Source organism: Azospirillum sp. BE72 (assembly GCF_031455875.1).
In the GTDB taxonomy this organism is placed as follows: domain Bacteria; phylum Pseudomonadota; class Alphaproteobacteria; order Azospirillales; family Azospirillaceae; genus Azospirillum.
Genome location: NZ_JAVDTO010000009.1, coordinates 25,840 through 44,355, shown reverse-complemented (window position 1 = coordinate 44,355; position 18,516 = coordinate 25,840). Strand labels below are relative to the sequence as shown.

At 69.0% G+C, this 18,516-nt stretch carries 17 protein-coding genes; 3 read left to right on the top strand and 14 right to left on the bottom strand.

Going from position 1 to position 18,516, the window contains the following annotated elements:
- Nucleotides 1–78: 78 nt before the first annotated feature.
- From J2Y49_RS20550 to pseI, 9 genes are all read right to left on the bottom strand, one after another.
- Entirely contained in the window at nt 79–1,938 is a 1,860-nt protein-coding gene (locus tag J2Y49_RS20550) for a flagellin (RefSeq protein ID WP_310116806.1), read from the bottom strand.
- A 202-nt stretch (nt 1,939–2,140) separates the two neighbouring features.
- Nucleotides 2,141–3,199 carry a ketoacyl-ACP synthase III gene (locus tag J2Y49_RS20545; RefSeq protein WP_310116805.1) on the bottom strand — a complete coding sequence of 353 codons (1,059 nt, stop codon included), beginning with the start codon at nt 3,197–3,199 and terminating at the stop codon, nt 2,141–2,143.
- A gap of 43 nt (nt 3,200–3,242) precedes the next feature.
- Nucleotides 3,243–4,004 carry an SDR family oxidoreductase gene (locus J2Y49_RS20540; RefSeq protein ID WP_310116804.1) on the bottom strand — a complete coding sequence of 254 codons (762 nt, stop codon included), beginning with the start codon at nt 4,002–4,004 and terminating at the stop codon, nt 3,243–3,245.
- Nucleotides 4,001–5,185 (bottom strand): AMP-binding protein, encoded by a 1,185-nt coding sequence (locus J2Y49_RS20535; protein WP_310116803.1) that lies wholly within the window; start codon nt 5,183–5,185, stop codon nt 4,001–4,003. The genes J2Y49_RS20540 and J2Y49_RS20535 overlap by 4 nt, the downstream gene beginning before the upstream one ends.
- Nucleotides 5,182–5,460 (bottom strand): acyl carrier protein, encoded by a 279-nt coding sequence (locus J2Y49_RS20530; protein ID WP_310116801.1) that lies wholly within the window; start codon nt 5,458–5,460, stop codon nt 5,182–5,184. The genes J2Y49_RS20535 and J2Y49_RS20530 overlap by 4 nt, the downstream gene beginning before the upstream one ends.
- A 6-nt stretch (nt 5,461–5,466) precedes the next feature.
- On the bottom strand, nt 5,467–6,315 hold the full coding sequence (locus tag J2Y49_RS20525; RefSeq protein WP_310116800.1) for an alpha/beta fold hydrolase: 849 nt from the start codon (nt 6,313–6,315) through the stop codon (nt 5,467–5,469).
- A 3-nt stretch (nt 6,316–6,318) separates the two neighbouring features.
- A complete protein-coding gene (locus J2Y49_RS20520; protein WP_310116799.1) occupies nt 6,319–6,552 on the bottom strand; it encodes a phosphopantetheine-binding protein in 234 nt (77 codons plus the stop codon).
- 83 nt (nt 6,553–6,635) lie between these two features.
- On the bottom strand, nt 6,636–7,382 hold the full coding sequence (locus J2Y49_RS20515) for a glycosyltransferase family protein (protein ID WP_310116798.1): 747 nt from the start codon (nt 7,380–7,382) through the stop codon (nt 6,636–6,638).
- Nucleotides 7,375–8,430, bottom strand: a complete 1,056-nt coding sequence (gene pseI, locus J2Y49_RS20510; protein ID WP_310116797.1) for a pseudaminic acid synthase — start codon at nt 8,428–8,430, stop codon at nt 7,375–7,377. The genes J2Y49_RS20515 and pseI overlap by 8 nt, the downstream gene beginning before the upstream one ends.
- A 304-nt stretch (nt 8,431–8,734) precedes the next feature.
- Here pseI and J2Y49_RS20505 point away from each other — a divergent pair, with 304 nt between their 5' ends.
- Nucleotides 8,735–8,953, top strand: a complete 219-nt coding sequence (locus tag J2Y49_RS20505; protein ID WP_149228901.1) for a hypothetical protein — start codon at nt 8,735–8,737, stop codon at nt 8,951–8,953.
- A 17-nt stretch (nt 8,954–8,970) separates the two neighbouring features.
- On the opposite strand, the gene J2Y49_RS20500 is transcribed toward J2Y49_RS20505, so the two are convergent.
- The 4 genes from J2Y49_RS20500 to J2Y49_RS20485 all read right to left on the bottom strand — a co-directional run bounded on the left by J2Y49_RS20500 (nt 8,971) and on the right by J2Y49_RS20485 (nt 13,919).
- Nucleotides 8,971–10,266, bottom strand: a complete 1,296-nt coding sequence (locus tag J2Y49_RS20500) for a pentapeptide repeat-containing protein (RefSeq protein ID WP_310116795.1) — start codon at nt 10,264–10,266, stop codon at nt 8,971–8,973.
- A gap of 61 nt (nt 10,267–10,327) precedes the next feature.
- Entirely contained in the window at nt 10,328–12,601 is a 2,274-nt protein-coding gene (locus J2Y49_RS20495) for an ATP-binding protein (RefSeq protein WP_310116794.1), read from the bottom strand.
- A 552-nt stretch (nt 12,602–13,153) separates the two neighbouring features.
- Nucleotides 13,154–13,498, bottom strand: coding sequence for a hypothetical protein (locus J2Y49_RS20490; protein WP_310116793.1), 345 nt, complete (start codon nt 13,496–13,498; stop codon nt 13,154–13,156).
- Nucleotides 13,499–13,517: 19 nt separating this feature from the next.
- Nucleotides 13,518–13,919 carry a helix-turn-helix domain-containing protein gene (locus J2Y49_RS20485; RefSeq protein WP_310116792.1) on the bottom strand — a complete coding sequence of 134 codons (402 nt, stop codon included), beginning with the start codon at nt 13,917–13,919 and terminating at the stop codon, nt 13,518–13,520.
- Between the two features lie 301 nt (nt 13,920–14,220).
- Between J2Y49_RS20485 and gpmA the strand changes: the two genes are divergently transcribed.
- Nucleotides 14,221–14,979, top strand: a complete 759-nt coding sequence (gene gpmA, locus J2Y49_RS20480; protein ID WP_310116791.1) for a 2,3-diphosphoglycerate-dependent phosphoglycerate mutase — start codon at nt 14,221–14,223, stop codon at nt 14,977–14,979.
- 9 nt (nt 14,980–14,988) lie between these two features.
- Here gpmA and J2Y49_RS20475 read toward each other — a convergent pair whose 3' ends face one another.
- Complete coding sequence (locus tag J2Y49_RS20475; protein ID WP_310116790.1) at nt 14,989–17,268, bottom strand: helicase-related protein; 2,280 nt, start codon at nt 17,266–17,268, stop codon at nt 14,989–14,991.
- Between the two features lie 422 nt (nt 17,269–17,690).
- On the opposite strand from J2Y49_RS20475, the gene J2Y49_RS20470 reads away from it, so the two are divergent.
- Nucleotides 17,691–18,515, top strand: a complete 825-nt coding sequence (locus tag J2Y49_RS20470; RefSeq protein WP_310116789.1) for a WecB/TagA/CpsF family glycosyltransferase — start codon at nt 17,691–17,693, stop codon at nt 18,513–18,515.
- Nucleotide 18,516: the final 1 nt, after the last annotated feature.

Below are 18,516 nucleotides of genomic sequence, written 5' to 3'. Positions count from 1 at the left end.
AAAAGAAACGGGCGGCGGCCTGATGCCGCCGCCCGCCGGGCGTGATCCTACCCGAACTCCCTACCCGAACTCTACGCCTTAGAACAGACGCAGGATCGACTGCTGCGACTGGTTGGCCAGCGAGAGGGCGATGGTGCCGAGCTGCTGACGGGTCTGCAGCATCAGCAAGCCGGCGCCTTCCTCGTTCTGGTCGGCCAGCGTCAGCTTGCTGGCGCCTTCCGACAGCACGTCGCTGAACTCCTTGGTGAAGTTCTCGCGGGTCGTGATGATGTTCAGGTTGGTCGACAGCGACTGCGACGCGGAACGGATCGTCGACTTGGCGTTGTCCAGGCCGGCAACCGCCTTGTCGATGTCCGCGCGGTCGGTCCAGTCGTTCTGCGCCTCGTCGAGCTTCAGGCCCTGGCCGCCTGTGGTCAGGTTCACGGCGTTCACGGTGATCGAGTTGGTGTTCGTCTCGTTCAGCTGGACCGTGATGTCGTTCGACGAGTTGGCGTCCGAGATCTGCTTGGTGACGATGTTGGCCGAGCAGTTGGCCGTCGCCGCCTGCTGGATCGTCGCAGCATCGACGTTCACGCGAACGGTGCCGCTGTCGAAGGCGAACGCCTGGTCGCCGCCGGCCAGCTTGCCGTCGCCCTGCTCGTTCATGCCATCGCGGGTGATCTGGGCGCCGTTGGAGTTGGTCACCTGGATCTGCAGGTCGACCTTCTTCTCGATGGTCGAGATGCCGTTGCCCTGGTTGTTCGCCGCTTCCAGCAGCTTGCGGTCGACGGTGAAGGACACCACCGTGCCCGACGCGAAGCTTTCCGAGATCCTCTTGGTCAGCGCGTTGGTCGTGCTGGCGGTCACGGTGAAGTCGCGGACCTCGCCGGCTGTGGCCTCACCGGTCAGGATGATCGTGCCGCTGCCGCCCACGCTGGCGGTGGCAACGTCCTTGCCCTGCAGGCGTCCGCCGGAAATCGCGCTGCTGATCGAAGCCGCCAGCTGGTTCGCGACGTTCGTGCTCGCGGTCTGGCCCATGGCGACGTCGCCGGCGGTCGCGGTGTAGCTGAAGGTCTGGCCTGCGACCGTGATGCTGAAGATGTCGCCTTCCTCGACGGTGCCCTTGACGTTCACACCCGATGTCTGCGCGTTGCCAGCCGTGGCGGGCGTCGCCAGGTTGGTCGTCATCGTCTGCGTGTTGTCGAAGTAGGAGATCGTGCGGCTTTCGTTGCCGTCCGACACGATGAAGTCGCGGGTGCGGCCGTTGGCGCCGCGGACTTCGATCTGGACGCTGGAGAAGCTGCCCGACGTGCTGGACATCGTGCCCGACAGCTGCAGGCCGGTCAGGCCATGGGCGTTCTCGGCCTTGCCGATGTCGGCGGTCTTGCCCTCGATCGAGCCGTCGCCCTGGATGCGGATCGAATAGGTATCGGCCCGCTGGACGTTGGTGACGCGGGCGTTGTCGACGCCAGTGATGGTGTTGACGGCGGCACGGGACTCGCTGGTGCTGTCCATGCTCATGCCGTTGCCGGCGATCAGGTTCTTGCCGCCGTAACCGCTGTCGGCGGCCAGCTTGTCGATCTGCCCGCGCAGCGTGTTGAACTGGGCGGCCAGCGACTTGCGGGTGGCCACGGAGGCGGCGTCGTTACCCAGTGCGGCGTAAGCGGCGGTGGTCAGGCCCTTGGCCTGGTCGACCATGGAGTCGATCGAGCTCAGGCCCTTGTCGGCGGCCTGGATGGTGCTGATCGACTGGCCCATCGCGTCCTTCAGCGACGTCAGGTCGCCGGCGCGCTGGTTCAGGCCCTTGGCCGAGAAGAAGGCGGTCGGGCCGTCGAGGGCGGTGTTGACCTTGTTGCCCGTCGACAGGATGTTCTGCTTCTTGTTGATCTGTTCCTGCGTGCTCTGCAGTTGCAGCAGGTTGGTCCGCATGGAAGCGGAGAGCGTAACGTTGCCAGCCATGGTAGCCACTCCTTTGGAGGATCGATGTCCGGCAGCGCCCCTCTTTGGAAGCGCCGATTACCGGAAGGGGACTAATTCCCCCTGCCAAAGGGGTAGGCAAGAAGCGGGCCAGTTCAAATTTGCCGGGTTTCCTTGGTAATCCGTACCGGTAGGCAGAAAAGCACCCGGCAAAATTTGCCGGCCTCTCGGCAGAATCTGCCGGTCAGGCGGCAGGGCTTGCCGGTGCGGCAGATTCTGCCGGGTATTTCCTGCCGGGCAGAACAACCGTTTCGCACATCGCGAGCGGCCCGACGGCGATTGCGGCACTGCCCCAGGACCAGCCGACGCCGAAGCCCGACAGCAGCAGCCGGCACGCCCCCGCCGCAAGCGGCGTCGCCAGCGCGCCGGCGATCGCCAGCGGGATGGAGGCGGAACTGGTATTGCCGACCTCCCGCAACGCCACGACCGTGCGCTCCGCCGCCACGCCCATCTTCTGGCCGAGATGGCGGATCATCTGGGCGTTGGCCTGATGCAGGACGAGGTGGTCGACCATGTCCATCGTCCAGCCGGCGGTATCGAGCGCAGCCCGCAAGCTGCCGGGCACTTCGCGCAGGGTGAAGGCGAAGACCTGGGTTCCATCCATGAACAGACGCGCCGGCCGGTCGGGATGACGCATCGCCCCGCCCTCCGCCGTCAGGTAGGGAGCGCCGGCACCGTCGCTGCCGAGGTCGAAAGCCATCGGCGCCGCGGCGCCGTCCAACTCCAGAGCGGTCGCGGCGGCGCCGTCGCCGAACAGCGGCGCCACCGCGCGGTCGTCCGGATCGACCAGATGGGACGTGGTATCGCCGACCAGCAGAAGCGCCCGCCGCCCGGCGGCCTTCAACAGCCCCGCCGCGGTCCACAGCCCATAGACGAAGCCGGAACAGCCATGGGTGAGATCCAGCACGGCAGCACCCTTCCGCAGCCCCAGCCGCCGATGCAGGAGCGACGCGGTGCCGGGGAGTGTGTGATCGTGGGTCTGGGTCACCAGGACCAGCAGATCGATGCTGCCGGGCTCCCAACCCAGCCCGTCGAGCAGACTGCGCGCCGCGGCTTCGGCAAGATCGCTGGTGCATTGGCCGGGGGCGGCGATCCGCCGCTCCTCGATGCCGGTGGCGGCGGCGATCCGGCGCGCCGCATCCTCGCCGAAGCGGCGCGCCAGGTCTTCGACCGTCTCGCGCCCTTCCGGCACGCAGCCGACGATGCCGCGCACGCATACCCCGTCGATCCGGCTGGCGACCATCTCCGCCTCTCCCCTGCCACCCCCGGATTGGACCGGCACCGCCTCAACAGGTGATGCCGCCGTCCACCGTAAGGGTCTGTCCCGTGATGAAACCGCCGCCGTCGCCCAGCAGGAACCGGACCAGCGGCACCACGTCCGCCGCGGTACCGAGCCGGCCGAGCGGCGTGCGGCGCACGATCTGGTCGCGTTGCCCGTCCGACAGGGTGCCCGACATTTCGGTGTCGAGATAGCCCGGCGCAACCGAATTGACGGTGATCGCCCGCCGCCCGACCTCGCGCGCCAGCGCCCGCGTCAAGCCGTCGAGTCCAGCCTTCGACGCCGAATAGGCCGCCAGCCCGACATAGCCGCGCTGCCCGATGATCGAGGAGATGTTGACGATGCGGCCCCCTTTCGGGCCGACACCGCGTTCCACCAGCTTGGCGCGCAGGAAGGCGCGGGCAGCCTGCAGCGCTCCGGTCAGGTTGGTCTGGATCACCGCCTCGGCATCCACTTCCGGGAAGGTCGCCAGCACGCCTTCGCGCGCGATCCCGGCATTGTTGACCAGCCCCCACAGCAGCGAACCGCCGCCCCAGGCGACGGCGGCGTCGAAGAAGGCGCGCACCTCGTCGCCCTCGCCGATACGGCAGGACCGCCAGAACAGGTCGGGGCCGGCCAGCCGCTCCAGCGCCGCGGAGGACGAACGGCTGCAGGTGGACACCCGGTAGCCGTCGGCCAGCAGCGCCTCCACCAGCGCAAGGCCGAGGCCGCGGCTGCCCCCGGTGACGATGACGTGACGCTTCGGTTCCAGGACTGCGGGCGGTGTCATGCGGCTCCCTTTCGGCTCTTCTTGCCCGCCGGACTCAGCGGGATATGGTCGGCGAAGGTCAGAGCGCGCGGGCGCGCGGCCGGCGGCAGGTCGGCGGTCGCCGCGCGCAGGACGGTCCGCAGCGACTCCCCGTCGACACCCGGCGCCGGCACGATGGTGGCGGTCAGAAGATGGCCGGTGATCGGGCTCGGCACCGCCGACACGGCGGCATCGGCCACCCCGCCCACCGCCAGCAACCGACTCTCCACCGCCTCCGGCGAAACCTTCACCCCGCCGACATTGACCAGCCCATCGAGCCGGCCGGCGAACAGCACGCGGCCGTCCTGCCGTTCCACCAGATCGCCGGTGGACAGCCAGCCTTCCGCATCGGCGATGCCCGGTGCCGCACGCGGACTGCGCACCTCCAGCACGCCATCCGCGATGCGCAGGGCAAGCCCGTCCGGGGCCTCGTCCAGCCAAGCCGCCGGGAAGCCGGCGCGGCCGTCAGCGACTGCGAACAGCGCCCCCGCCTCGGTCGAGGCGTAGATATGGCGCAGGCGCGCGCCGGGAAAGCGTTCCGCCAGCCGGTCGAGCAGCGGCTGGTCCGCCGCCTCCCCGCCCAGCGTCACCGTCCGGAGCGGCAATTCGGCATCGCCCAGCGCCATCAGAAAGGCGCGCCAGAAGCTTGGCGTTCCGCTGACATGGGTCACGGCATGGCGCCGCGCCGCCTCCGCCAGACCGGCGATGCCGCCACCGCCGGAAACGGCTCCGGGCAGGGCGATCAGCAGCGCCCCGGCCGCCGCCGCGGTCAGCATCACCTGAAGGCCGGCGAAGGCGCCCGGATCATAGGTCAGCAGCCAGCGCGCGCCCTCCTCCGCCACGCCGCGCAGACGCCCGCGCAGACGGTCGAAGTCGTGGCACAGGCGCTTGGGCGCTCCGGTGGTGCCTGAGCTTTCCAGCGTGACGGAGAACCCCTGCCCCGGCTGCCAGCCGTCCGGATCAGCGGCACCGCGGGCCAGCAGCAGTCCCCGGTCCGCCTCCTCGGCGGCGGCCAGCGCCGCCAGCACGCGCGACGGCCTGTCGGCCTGCACCACGCCGCCCGCCGGCACCGCCAGCCCGGCAAGCTCCGGCCAGCCGATTCGGTCCTCCCCCTCGATCAGGCGGAAGGCGGGATGGATCCAGGCGGGGCGGCGCCCGGTCATGCGGGGACGGCGTAGAGCGCCGCCAGCTCTCCGACCGTGGTGAACTGGCGGAAGCCTTCGCGGAAGGGATCCTGGCCGGTCCGCTGCTCCAGCACCACCAGCAGGGTGGCGAGGTCGAGGGAGTCGATGGGCAGGCCGCCATCCAGGAAGCGGCTGTCGGAGGTCAGCGGAGGCAGCACTTCGCCCTTGTCGGCGGCGATGCGGCCGAGTTCCTCGGCAATCAGGGCGAAGATGGAGCCGGTGGCAGGAAGGTGGGCGGCGGAATGGTGGGTCATGGAAGCTCAGCTCTGGCTAGGGGCATCGTCGCAGCCGTCCAGGAAGGCCCGGATCGCGGCAGTCACCGGGCTGGCTGCTTCGATATGCGGCAGGTGTCCGGCAGCGTCGAAGACCCGGAACGGAGCGCCCGGCGGCAGCCGGTCGGCGGGCGGCGGCGGGATGATCCCGTCGGCACGCCCCCACAGGATCTGGATCGGCATCGGGTAGGCGCTCCAATCCACCGGCGGGCCGCCATCGGCATGGGCGGTGAAGGAGACGTCGATGATCCGCTCCAGCCCCGCCCGGCGGACCGGGTCGGCGCCCTGCGCGTGCAGCACCTCGCCGAAGCGCGGGATCAGCGGCGACGGGCCGGCGAACAGGCGCGCCGCACAGGCCCGCCCCTCCGCCACGTCGGCCGGCGCCATGGCCCGCCTGAGGAATCCGAGGTCGAAGGGCGTGCCCAGTCCGGCGCTGGACAGCAGGGTCAGGCTCGCCACCCGGTCCGGCGCCAGCAGGGCCAGTTCGCGCCCCACGTAGCCGCCCATCGAATGGCCGATCACATGCACCCGCGCCAGTTCCAGCACATCGAGGAATTCGACCAGCCAGGGGGCGAAGTCGGAAACACGGCCGCTGCCCACGTCGGGGGTGGAGCCGCCATGGCCCGGCAGGTCCACGGCAACCGCACGCCGCCGGGACGACAAGGCCGACAGGTTGAACTGCCAGGTCAGGCGGTCGCCGCCGAAGCCGTGCAGAAGCAGGACGGGCACGCCGCCGCTGCCGACCGACAGGTAGGCCGCCGGACCGCCGGCGACGGTCGCGACACCGGCGCGCAGGCGGCTGCCTTCCGAAACGGGCTTGGAAACAGGCCGGGGCACCGGTCAGGCCGCGACCGGGGCACCCGCCAGGGCCAGCAGGTCGGCGACGGTCTTGGCCTTGGCCAGCTTCTCGCCTTCCACCACCACGCCGGTCTTCTCGTCGACCAGCGCGATGAAGCTGATGACGGCCAGCGAATCCCAGGCCTCCAGCGATTCCAGGGCCTCGTCGCCGGTCAGCGTGCCGGGATCCAGTTCAAGCATCTCGTCAAGAGCGAGCAGGAAGTCGTTGCGATCCATAAACTGATCTCCTTGATGGGCCTTGTGAAGCCAGATCGGTGGGATCCGATCGACCGGCCCCTTTTCTGAACGGGCGTGTCTCGTCAGTGCAGCGTCTTTTGCCGGACCGCACGGTTGATGTCCATCCAATCGGGGTGGTCGCGAAGCAGTTTGCAACAATCCTGCCAGCCGAAGGCGGGATTGGAGGGCAGCAGAGCCTCGATCAGGCGGCGCACCAACTCGTAGTCGGCGTGCTCGTCCACACACCAGCGCTGATCGGGCGGTTCGACCGGTTCGAGCGGCACCAGTGCGGTCCCCAGCCGGAAACGCTCCGGACGGCGGTAGATGTAGGGGGTGACATGCTCCCGCTCGGCTGGATCGGTGGCGTTGGCCGCCGCCTCATCCAGCAGGCGGTGCGGGAAGATCTCCGCATCCAGTCCGCGCGGATACCGGGTGCTGTCGATCGACAGATAGTCCAGCGACGGATCGTCGCGGAAGGCGGCGATGAGGCGGCCGACGAGTGCCGGATCGATCAGCGGACAGTCGGCGGTGACGCGCACCACCAGATCCGCCCCCGCGAGGGCCGCCGCACCGGCGAATCGGCCGAGCACATCCTGCTCGTCGCCCCGGAAGACCTGTATGCCCAGGCTTTCGGCACATGCCACGACCGGATCGTCGGTGGCGTTCACCGTCGTCGCCAACACCACGGCATCCAGGCCCGGGGTGCGGGACAGCCGGTCCAGATGGTGGGCCAGCAGCGGCCGGCCGGCGGCCGGCATCAGCACCTTCCCCGGCAGGCGGGTGGAGGTCATGCGGGCCTGCGATATGGCGACGACGCTCGGCTTATCCATTCGCATCCTCCCGCCGCGGCGCCAGCATGTCCCAGCCCAGCGGCTCCCCCCGGCGCAAGGAGCGGGCGGCACGCCGGCCCAGCACGTCGGGCAGGTGTTTCGGCGCCATGCCGAAGCCGGGGCGGATGGAGCGGACATTGGCGGCGGTCAGCGGCTCACCCGCTTCGACATCGGTGACGACATAGAGTGAGCGGCGATAGTCGCGCCCGCCGGCTTCGCTGGGCTTCACCGTGTAGTCGACCCGGCCCATGGCGGCGGTCGCCGTCCGCACGGCCTCGGCCATCGCCTTGAATTCCGCCGGCTCCAGGGAAAAGGCGCTGTCGACACCGCCGTCGGCGCGCGACAAAGTGAAGTGCTTTTCGATCACCGTGGCGCCCATCACAGCGGCGGCGACCGGCACGGCGATGCCCTGGCTGTGGTCCGACAGGCCGGCGGTGATGCCGCCGAAACTCTCCGCCAGATGCGGGATCGTCCAGAGATTGCAGTCCTCCGGCGGCGTGGGATAGCCGCTGACGCAATGCAGCAGGGCCAGCGGCACGTCCCCGGCCGCCGCCACCGCCTCTTCGATCTCGCCGAGGGTCGCAAGGCCGGTGGACATGATCAGCGGCTTGCCCGACCGCGCGGCGCGGCGGATCAGCGACAAATCGATCAGCTCGAAGGACGCGATCTTGAAGGCCGGCGCGTCCAATTCCTCCAAGAGTTCGATGGCGGTCTCGTCGAAGGGGGAGCTGAAGATGGTCAGCCCCAGCGCCCGCGCCCGTTCGAACAGCGGGGCATGCCACTCCCATGGGGTGTGCGCCTCGCGGTAGAGGTCGTGCAGGGTGCGTCCGCCCCACAGCCCGCCCTCCAGCCGGAAGCCCGGACCGTCATGGGCGATGGTGATGGTGTCGGCCGTGTAGGTCTGCAGCTTGACCGCATCGGCCCCCGCCTCCTTCGCCGCCTCCACCAGCGCCAGGGCACGGCCCAGGTCGCCATTGTGGTTTCCCGACATCTCCGCGATCAGATAGGGCGGATGACCCCGTCCGATCGGCCGACCGGCGATGGACATCGGGGGACGGGCTTTGGGGGGACGGGAAATCGGGGGATGAGCGGAGTCAGTGTTCGGCAAGGGTCGGCTTTCCAACGGGATACGGGGCGACTGGATCAGTCTTCCATGAAAACGTGAAGGAAGGTTAATTCGTGCCGGCGCGTTCGGCGCGCAACGGTGCCGGTCGCCGATCACGGCCATGCAAGCGGGCCATGCCGGAACGCGAGAGCACCCGTCTCATTGTGCGGCGCAGCAGAAGACGTTGCGCCGCAAGCGGGAATGCGACACACTCGGCAAAGACCACAATTCAATAATGGATGTTCCCATGGCTGGTTTCGACAGCGCCGCCGGACCGGCCGGCGTGGTGACCGGATTGATTGAGAAGGCGGCGGCGGAATTGGACGCGATGTCCGACGCGGCGGGCGAGATCGCTCCGGAGGTCGGCGATCTCACCGGCATTCTGGTGGAGGCGCAGCGCGTCGCCGACCGCGCCGCGCTGGAACTGCGCCGGCTGGCCCGGAAGGTGCCGCGCGCAACGGCCTGATGCCGCGCGCGGCCTGCCTACAGCTTCAGACCGGCAACCCCATCCAGGATCGCCCCCTCGGCCAGCGATCGGCGCTCCAGCTTGGCGCCGAACAGCTTGGCCCCGGTCAGGTCGGTGCGGGCAAGGTCGCAGCCGCGCAGGTTGGCGAAGGACAGATCGGCGTTGCCCAGATTGACCGAACGCAGGCAGGCACCGCTGAGGTCGGCGTAGCGCAGCTTGGCCCCCGACAGGTCGGCGGGGCGGGAGCGCTGCTCGTCGAACACCAGAGGCCGCAGGTTGACGTTGCGCAGGTTGGCGTTGTTCAGCTTCGCATGCCGCAGGCTGATGCCGCGCAGGTCGCCGTCGGCAAGGCTGGCGCCGCGCAGGTCCGATTTGTCCAGCACCGCCGCCTGCAACTGAACGCCCGACAGGTCCAACCCGTAGAGCGTCGCCCCCTGCGCCCGCAGCATCGTCAGGCACATATGGGCCAGCGACGGCGCGTGGCGCAGGTCAAAGCCCGACAGGTCCAGCATAGTGCCCTGCGCCCCGCTCGATCCGACCCAGGCCATATGGTCGGCCAGCAGTTCCTCCAGGGTCCGCCCCAGTTCTGCCACCACGCGGCCGACGGGCTTGTCGGTCAGCGCCTCCTCCACGTCGGCGTCGGTCAGGTCGGTCATCACCATGGTGGCGCCGGTCAGCACCGCCCCGCGCAGGCAGGCGCCGCGCAGGTCGGCGCCGGACAGGTCGGCGCCTTCCATGTTGGAACCGGTGAAGTTGGCGCCGCGCATGGTGGCCCGCACCAGCTTGCAGCCGCGCATCACCGCATCGGAAAAGTCGGTATGGATCGCCATGACGCCCGACATCCGGGCGTTGGTCAGGTTGGCGCCGGACAGGTCGGCGCCATCCGCCTCCGCCGGGTTGGTGTCGATCTGCACCATGTGCAGATGGCCGGACCGGTCCTTCTCGGCCAGGGAACCGTCGCGCAGATCCGCCTCGAACAGGTTGGCGCCGACCAGGATGGCGCCGCGCAGGCAGGCGCCGCGCAGGTCGGCCTTGATCAGGCTGGCGCCGTCGAAATTCGCCTGCCGCAGATCGGCGACGAAGAAGGAGGCGCAGTCCAGCCGCGCCCCCGCCAGATTGGCGCCGCGCAGGCCGGCCCCGACGAAATCCGCATGGGCAAGGTCCCGGCCCGACAGGTCGAGCCCGGATAGATCGCAGAAGGACAGGTTGGCGCGGGCACCGCCTATCCGGGCATTGCGGAACATCTCGTGCCGCCGCACCGCCTGGTCGAGCTGCGTCTGGTCGAGACGCTTGAGCGTGCGATTCTGCACCATGGCCCCATGAACTCCCTTTCCGGCACCAGTCTGGCAGCATCCGGCTTCAGAAAGGGTTAATTCAGGCCGCCGACTGGTCTTCCAGCGTCTGTTCGCCGCCGTCGGCCGAACGGCCGGCCGGCCGTTCGGATAGGATTGCGGCGATGGCGTCCCGCAAATCGTCCGGCGTCACCGGCTTGTGCAGCAGGCGGCAACCGGTCGCCACCGCGTCGCGGATGCGCTCCGGCGCGGTATCGCCGGTCAGGATCAGTCCCGGCACAGCACGGCCCAACCGTTCGCCGACCTTCGTCACCGTCTGGACGCCGGTGAACCGGCCGGGAAGGCGGAAGTCGCTGACGATCATGTCCGGATCAGGCATATCGGGCACCTCCCCGGCACCTTCCGCGAACAAGGATAGCGCCGCCTCGCCGTCGACCGCTTCGATCACGCGGTGCCCCCAGCTTTCCAGCAGCAGGCGCACGGCGTCGCGCTGGACCGGGTCATCCTCCACCACCAGGATCAGGCGGTCGCCGGTTTCGGCCGGTGCGGCATCCTGCACCGTCACCGGCGCCTGCAGCCGCTCGGTTCCCACCACCGGCACATTGACGGCGAAGACGGAACCGCGGCCGGGAAGCGACCGCACCTCCACCGCATGGCCCAGCAGCGCCGCCTTGCGCCGCACCTTGGCGAGGCCGAGGCCGAGTCCCTGCCGGCGGTCGCGCTCGGGATTGCCGAGCTGCACGAAGTCCTCGAAGATGTTGTCCAGCTGTTCGGCCGGAATGCCGGCACCGGTGTCCCACACCTCGATGCGCAGCCAACGCCCCCGGTGCCGGCAACCTATGGTGATGCGCCCGGAGTCGGTGAAGCGGATGGCGTTGCGCACCAGATCGCCCAGCATGCGGGTCAACAGCGTCCGATCGGTGCGGATTACCATCCGGGCCGGGATCGCGCGCAGCACCAGCCCCTTTTCCGCCGCCATCCCGCGGAACTCGTTCACCAGTTCCTCGAGCACGGCGGACACCGGCACGTCGGCCAGCTGCGGCCTCACCACGCCGGCATCGAGCGTCGCCACCTCCAGCAGGGCATGCAGCAGCTTTTCCCCGGCATCCAGCGCTTCGCCCATCTTCTCGGCGATGCCGCGGTCGCGGGGGTCGGCCAGACGTTCCATCAGAATGTGATGAAACAGCCGTAACGCCTGGAAGGGCTGCCGTAAATCATGGTTGGCCGCCGACAGGAAGCGGCCCTTGGCCTGGTTCGCCCGCTCCTTCTCCTCCAGCGCCCGGCTCAACTTCAGATTGGCGGAGCTGAGGGCGGCCGTGCGCTCCTCCACGCGCTGCTCGAGCTGCGCATTCGCCAGTTCCAGCTGGGCGTTCGCCTCGGTCAGCGCATGGCGGGCTGCGGCCTCGCGCCGCAGGCTGGCCAATCCCAACAGCGACAGTCCGGCAAGCGCCGCGACACCGGCGACGATCACAGCCAGTCCGCGCTCCATCCGGGCGTACCATGGTGCCAGCACGGCCGGCCGCGGGATCGCCACCGCCGACAGCACCGGCAGGCGCGTCATCCGCTTCAGGCCGAGGACCGACCGCTCCCCACCGACCGTCCACTCCGCCTCCACCCGCTCCGCACCCGGCTCCAGCCGGGGTAATATGCCAAGCGATTCAGCAACCTCGCCGGCGAGCCGCACGCCGTCCGGACGGTACAGCCCGACCACGCGCTGTGTGTCGTCGGCGAAGGCGTTCAGCACGGGGGTCAGGGCCGATACTGGCACCGCGACCAGCAGCGCGCCGTCGAGTGCGCCCGTCGCGCCGTGGATGCGGCGGGCAAGGAGAATGGAGGGCTGTCCGGCCATGTGACCGGCCGCCGACTGGATCGCATGTTCCTCATCCGGCGGCAGGGGACGGACCAGCAGGGACAGGCCGTCGGCGGTCTCAGGCTCCGCAAAGGCGACGGAGGGGCCGAACTGCACCGACCCATCGGCACCGATCAGGGTCATGCGGCCGAATCGCTCGACCGCCATCGCTTCGGCAAGGCTGCGCTCGGCCCAGGCCCCAATGCCGCGGCCATCCATGCGGCCGGCGACGCGCTCCAGCAGATTGACGCTCGATTCCAGCACGCCGCGCGCATGGCTGTCGAACAGGACCGCGGCCTGCCGTGCGTCCTGCTCGGACCGTTCCAGCGTATCCTGATAATCGAGCACCGTCACGGCGGCCCAGGAAGCGGTTCCCAGCAGGGCCAGCGTCGTACACAGGACGGCCAGCAGCGCACGGGGGGAAGAGGCGATCCGGCGTAGAAGCGTGGAGGAGCGCCGCCGGCTGTCGGCGGCGCCGTCGGATGTCGGCATGCGGAGGTCGGACATGCGATGCGATGACCCGGTCCGGTCAGGCCGGCGCCGGCAGGACCGGCGGAACCTGCCGGCACCCCATCAACGGCTTCGGGTGCATAAGGGTCATCAGGGAGCGGTCCTCGACAATGGCGTGGGCAGGCGGCGAGCCGGCTGGCATGGACAATCAAAGGTTAAGCTGAAGAAAACCGATCCCGACAAGGTGAAGCTTACGATCTCCCGAATGTTCGACCGCCAGACCGGCAGAGCATCATCCAATGGGTGAATGCCTTTGGAACAATAGCTTAGCTCTACCGCACCGGGGAACAATATCACACGAAGAAATGTAGTGCGATCCACCTTGGCGACTATGACCATCATCATAATCGATGCGTCCATTGGGTGAATGGGCAGACGCTCCGGTCTTGTCTTCCGGGCAGGTTCAAAAGGTTCATACGAGAAAAACAAAAGAAAGCCGCACGCGCTGGATGCGCGGCGGCTTTCGACAGAGGCAGGCCGTGTCGGGAGGGGGGACAGGAACCGGGACGGTCACGGGTCAAGGCGGCAACGGCTCAGCACCGCTGCGGCTCAGGGCGGCGGGGCGCTGGTGGCGGTTTCGCCGCGCACGATCAGGATCAATCCGTCGTCGGCCGCCTCAAGCTCCTTCCCGGCGTCGCGGGGAATGGGAACCTTCTGGCGGCGGCAGAACAGCAGAAGCAGCGCCAGCGTCTTGCTGGGCGTGAAGACGACCTCCCGCGACCTGGAGGCGCCGCTCTGCTGGATTTGTACCGACAGTCCGCCGTCGGGCTTGGGCGCCACCGAAGTGACGACGCCCAGCGGCAGGTCCGTCTGGTTGGGGGCCTTTTGGTACCAGGCGATGGCTTTCTTCAGGGCGGAATTTGTGAAGAACAGTTCACGGGTCTCGACGATCATTCCATCCCTGACCAAACACTCAGGCCCGGCCGCCCTCCAGTCCCGGATTCAGCCGGAACGTGATCGCGCGCCCCAGTTTGGATTCCCGCAGAAGGATCTGCTTGGTTTCCAGCAGCTTGATGGCCCGGTTCACATTGGGCCGCTGCATGCCCAGCGCATCAGCCAGCTCGGACTGAAGCACCGGAACGGAGCGATCGAAATGGAGCCTCCGGCTCAGATAAGTGAACACACGAAGCGCCTCCAGAGTGATCTCGCGGTCGGTCGACACAGCTCTGGAGATGACGTCATGATGATGCAGCATCGTGGCCTCGGTACGCAAGGTTGTCAGGTTGCTGGGGCGATAATCGGAAAGCGTGGGCGTGCCCGGCAGGCCCGCTGTGCGGTGCGAGGAGAGCTGCGTTCCGGCATCCGGTTCCGCCATCGTCCCTTTTCCTTCCGCAGGGGCCGGCTGGGCCGGCAATTTCAACAGCACTGACGCTACCGCACGATTATTGTCCGAGTATGTCGCCATGATTTCGCGGCTGACATAATTGGTGTCTCCGGAAGCAATCATGAAATCGGACTGAAACGGACCGCGTTCAGGCCGCCCCGGCCGAACAGCTGCGGCGATCCGCCGCGGGAACCCGCAGGTTGCGGACCTGTTTCAAACCGGATGCGTCCGGCCGCGGCACGCCGCCCACATGCCTGCCGAACCTGCCTGCCGAAGCAAGGGGAGACCCGCCATGCACCGACTGATCCTGCTGCGCCATGGCCAGAGCGTATGGAATGCGGAAGACCGCTTCACCGGATGGACCGACGTCGGGCTGACCGACCGCGGCATCGCGGAAACCCGTCAGGCGGCGGAACTGCTGAAGTCCGCCGGCATCGATGCCGACATCGCCTTCACCTCGGTGCTGAGCCGCGCCATCGAGACGCTGCACCTCGTCCTGCGCGACATGGACCGGCTGTGGCTGCCCGTGCACAAGCACTGGCGCCTGAACGAACGGCATTACGGCGCGTTGCAGGGATTGAACAAAGCGGAGACGGCCGAACGCCATGGGGCGGAGCAGGTGTTCCAGTGGCGGCGCAGCTGGGACATCCCGCCGCCGCCGATCGAGCCGGACGATCCGCGCTCCGCCGTCACCGACCGCCGCTATGCCGGACTGGCCCGGTCGAACCTGCCGCGCGGCGAAAGCCTGAAGGACACCACCGCCCGCGTCGTTCCCTTCTGGACCGAGGCGATCAGCCCGGCACTGCGATCGGGCGCCCGCGTCCTGGTATCGGCGCACGGCAACAGCCTGCGCGGGCTGGTCAAGCATCTGGACAACGTCGCCGACCGGGACATCCCGCTGTTCGAGATCCCCACCAGCCGCCCCCTGGTCTATGAACTGGGCGCCGACCTGACGCCGCTGCGCCGCTACTTCCTGGGCGAGAACGGAGCGGTGGAGGAGATCACCTGGCCGAAACACGAGACGGGTCGGGACAGCAGCGCGGCGGCTTGAAGCGACGCTTTATGGGGTCGCGCCGCGCCGCTTGGGACCGCCGCGACCGGTGCGGGGAGCGCCCCGACCGGCGTCCCGGCCACCCTCCTTCGCCACCGGGTGGTGGAAGTGATGCTGGTGGCCGGGGGTCTTCTCGCCGTTGCCGCGCGCCGGCCCGCCGCGATGGCCGCCGCGGCGTTCCTCGACGCGGCTGCTGTAGCAGTTGTCGCAGACGCGGAACCGGTGGTTGGCCTTCAGCCGCGTGCCGCAGACCGGGCAGGCGCGGGCGAGCGAGCGCTCGGCGAGCGTCCGCTCGATGAAGGCGTTCAGATGCGCCCGGCGCTCCTGGCACAAATCCATCTCGGGATAGGCGTCGGGGAAGCGGTAGGCCAGCCACGCATAGGCGGTCAGCTCCTTCACCGCGCGCTCGGCCTTCTCCAGTTCCACGTCGGTGCCGACGCTGTGGCGGAACCGCTCGGCCGCGTCGGGGGCGGCGTTGGGGATGCCCCGGCCCTGGTTGACCGCCCAGCCGCCCAGAAGGCGCAGGTTGTTCTGGTCGCGGGTGTCGATCGGGCAACGGGCCAGCATGTCGCGCTGCGCCAGCGGCAGCTTGGCGCGATCGACCGCGGTTGCCGCCTGGATGCGCTGCTCCAGGTCGGTCATACGGAAGGTCTGGTTGGCGCGCAGCAGTTCCTGACCCGCCGTGCGCAGCACCTTGGCCAGGCTATCGGTGTCCAGCTCCTGCGCGATGGCTTCGACATGGCTGAGGTTGGGCGAAATCCACGAGCGCGGGTCTTCCGGCGGCACCGGCGGCGAGGTCAGCGCCCGGCGCACCGGGTTGATGTTCTCGCCGTCCAGCACGGCGACGCGGCCTTCCTCATGCATCCCGAACCGGCCGGCGCGGCCGCCGATCTGGCGGATCTCCGACGCGGTCAGCTCGCGCTCCTCCCGCCCGTCATATTTGCGGGTGGTGGACAGCACGACACGGGCGACCGGCAGGTTCAACCCCATGCCGATGGCGTCGGTCGCCACCAGCACGTCGGCGGTGCCCTCGCGGAATCGGCGCGCCTCGGCCCGGCGGACCTCCGGCGACAGGGCACCGTAGATCACCGCGACATTGTGGTTGCGGCCCAGCAGGTCGTGGCGGAGCGCCATCACGTCCTTGCGCGAGAAGGCAATCAGGGCGTCGCCGGGCTTCACCTCCTCCAGCTTCACCCGCTCTTCCTGGACGCGCAGCGGCGACTTGCGGGTGAACTCGACGACCTCCAGTTCCTCGCCCATCGCATCGGCCAGACGCTTGACGTAGGGGATGGCGTCGGCGGAGCCGGTCATCAGAATTTCCGGTGCCGCCACGCCGGCCACCGCCTGGGTCCAGGCCCAGCCGCGGTCAGGATCGCCGATCATCTGGATCTCGTCGATGACGCAGGCGCCCCAGACCTTGGACGTGTTCACCATCTCGATGGTGGAGGAGGTGAAGGCGGCGCCCGGACGCACGTCGCGCTCCTCGCCGGTGACGAGGCTGCAGGGCCGGCCGCGCGTCTCCAGCGCCTCCTGCCCTTCCAGCGCCAGCAGGCGCAGGGGCGCCAGATAGCAGCCGCTCTCCGCCTCCGCCAGCCGGTCCATCGCCGCGTGGGTCTTGCCCGAATTGGTCGGGCCGACATACAGCCGCAGCTTGCGGATCATCGCGCGGGCGGTGGTGAAGCTGTCGAGATAGACGCCCATCCCGGACGCGTCCTCCAGCCGCTCCCGCCGAACCTTCAGGCCGGCGCGGGCGGCGGCGGTCGAGAACGCCTCCTCCATCGCGTCGAGCAGGGTCTGCAGGCGCGGAATGCGGCCGCCAAAGCCGATGACGCGGCCCAGCTCGTCGGCAAAGCCCTTCGGCCGCCAGGACTCGCCGAAGCCCGACGCCCGCTGCGCCATCGACGCGAACCAGCCGTCGACCCGGTCCCTCGCCTTGGCGATGGCGGGGGAGGACAGGCAGGCGCCCTTCACCCGCTTGCCCAGCGCCTTGGCCTGCGGCCGGCCGAACCCCTCGTCGGTGGTCAGCAGGCCCCACAGGTCGGCCTCGATGTCCGGCAGGGGGCCGAGCGCCACCTTGAAGCGCAGCTTCAGCTTCCGGTCGGTGCCGGGGATCTGGACGACGTGGTTGACCGCGACCGACCAGCGCGCCGGGGTGCTGTCGGAGTCCACCTCGATCCCGTCGCCGCGCACAACGGCGGCCACCGCGCGCAGAGCGACGCGGCGGTCGAATTCATCGGCAGTGCCGGGAGTACGGCCCGAGCGGGCGTTGTCGGAAGTGTCGTCGGTCATGATCGTCTTTTCTTGGAATTGCCCCGGTCATGCAAGCGCTTCGGCCGGGCATATCGGCCTAGAGGCCAGTCCGGCAGGGCGGGCGGCTCTGTCCTCGGACAACAGCCATAGAGCGCCAGGGTCTCTCTTTATGGCCGGGGTCTCTCTTTATGGGTCTGACCGGCCGATTCGGCAAGCCGAATCCCCCGAAGGGAGCAAGCCCGGGCTAATTCGAATCCGTCGCCGTTTCGCCGATCTCGCCCGTGCGAAAAGGGGGGAGCACCGGCCACATAGAGCCACGCAGGTTTGGTGGTCCGCCCCCAACGGGTTAGCCGCCGCTTCCCGGCGAACGGGCCGAACCGAACCGGCCGCCGGATCGGCAACAGGATCCGGCGTGAAACGATCAACGCTTTGCTCTGACTAATTTTCATTGGGAGATGCGCATGCCGAATCCTCGTGAGGTCCTGGAACTGATCGAGCGCATGCGGTGTATTTCGAACGACGGCGAGCGCCGGGCCCTGGTCGATCGGCTGGGCGCGGTGGACCGTCCGACGGTGCTGTCCTTCCTGAACGCGCATGGGCTGAACGTCTGCATGGGGTCGGACGAGGCATTGGCCGCCTTCGCCGCCTCGGACGTGCTGCTGCGCGACGGGATAGGGCTGCAGGCGGTCCTGCCGGTGCTGGGCATGCCGGCCGGCCTGAACATGAACGGCACCGATTTCATCCCGCTGCTGCTGAAATCTCTCACCCCCCGCGCAATCGCGATCTACGGCACCGCCACCCCGTGGCTGGACCGCGCCCGCGTCTTGCTGGAGGAGGCCACGCCGCACCGCTACGCCGACCTGCAGCACGGTTTCCACCCGGTGGAGCATTACATCGCCCAGGCGCGGGCCACCCGCCCCGACGTGATCCTGCTCGCCATGGGCATGCCCAAGCAGGAACAGGTCGCGGCGGAGCTGAAGCGCGCGCTGGACCACCCGGTGCTGATCGTCAACGGCGGCGCCATCGTCGATTTCCTGGCAGGCCGCTTCAAGCGCGCCCCGGAGGCGGTCCAGCGTTCCGGCATGGAATGGGCCTTCCGGCTGGCGCAGGAGCCGCGCCGCCTGTTCCGCCGCTATTGCATCGGTGCCTTCGGCTTCGCCTGGAGCACCCTTCGCCTTCGTCGTGCCGCATCCCTCCGCACCCGCGAAACGGGCGCCGCAGCGCCCGATCCAACCCGGATCGCTCCGTCACCGATCCGGCGGTCGCCCATCCAGAAGGAGCTTTGAG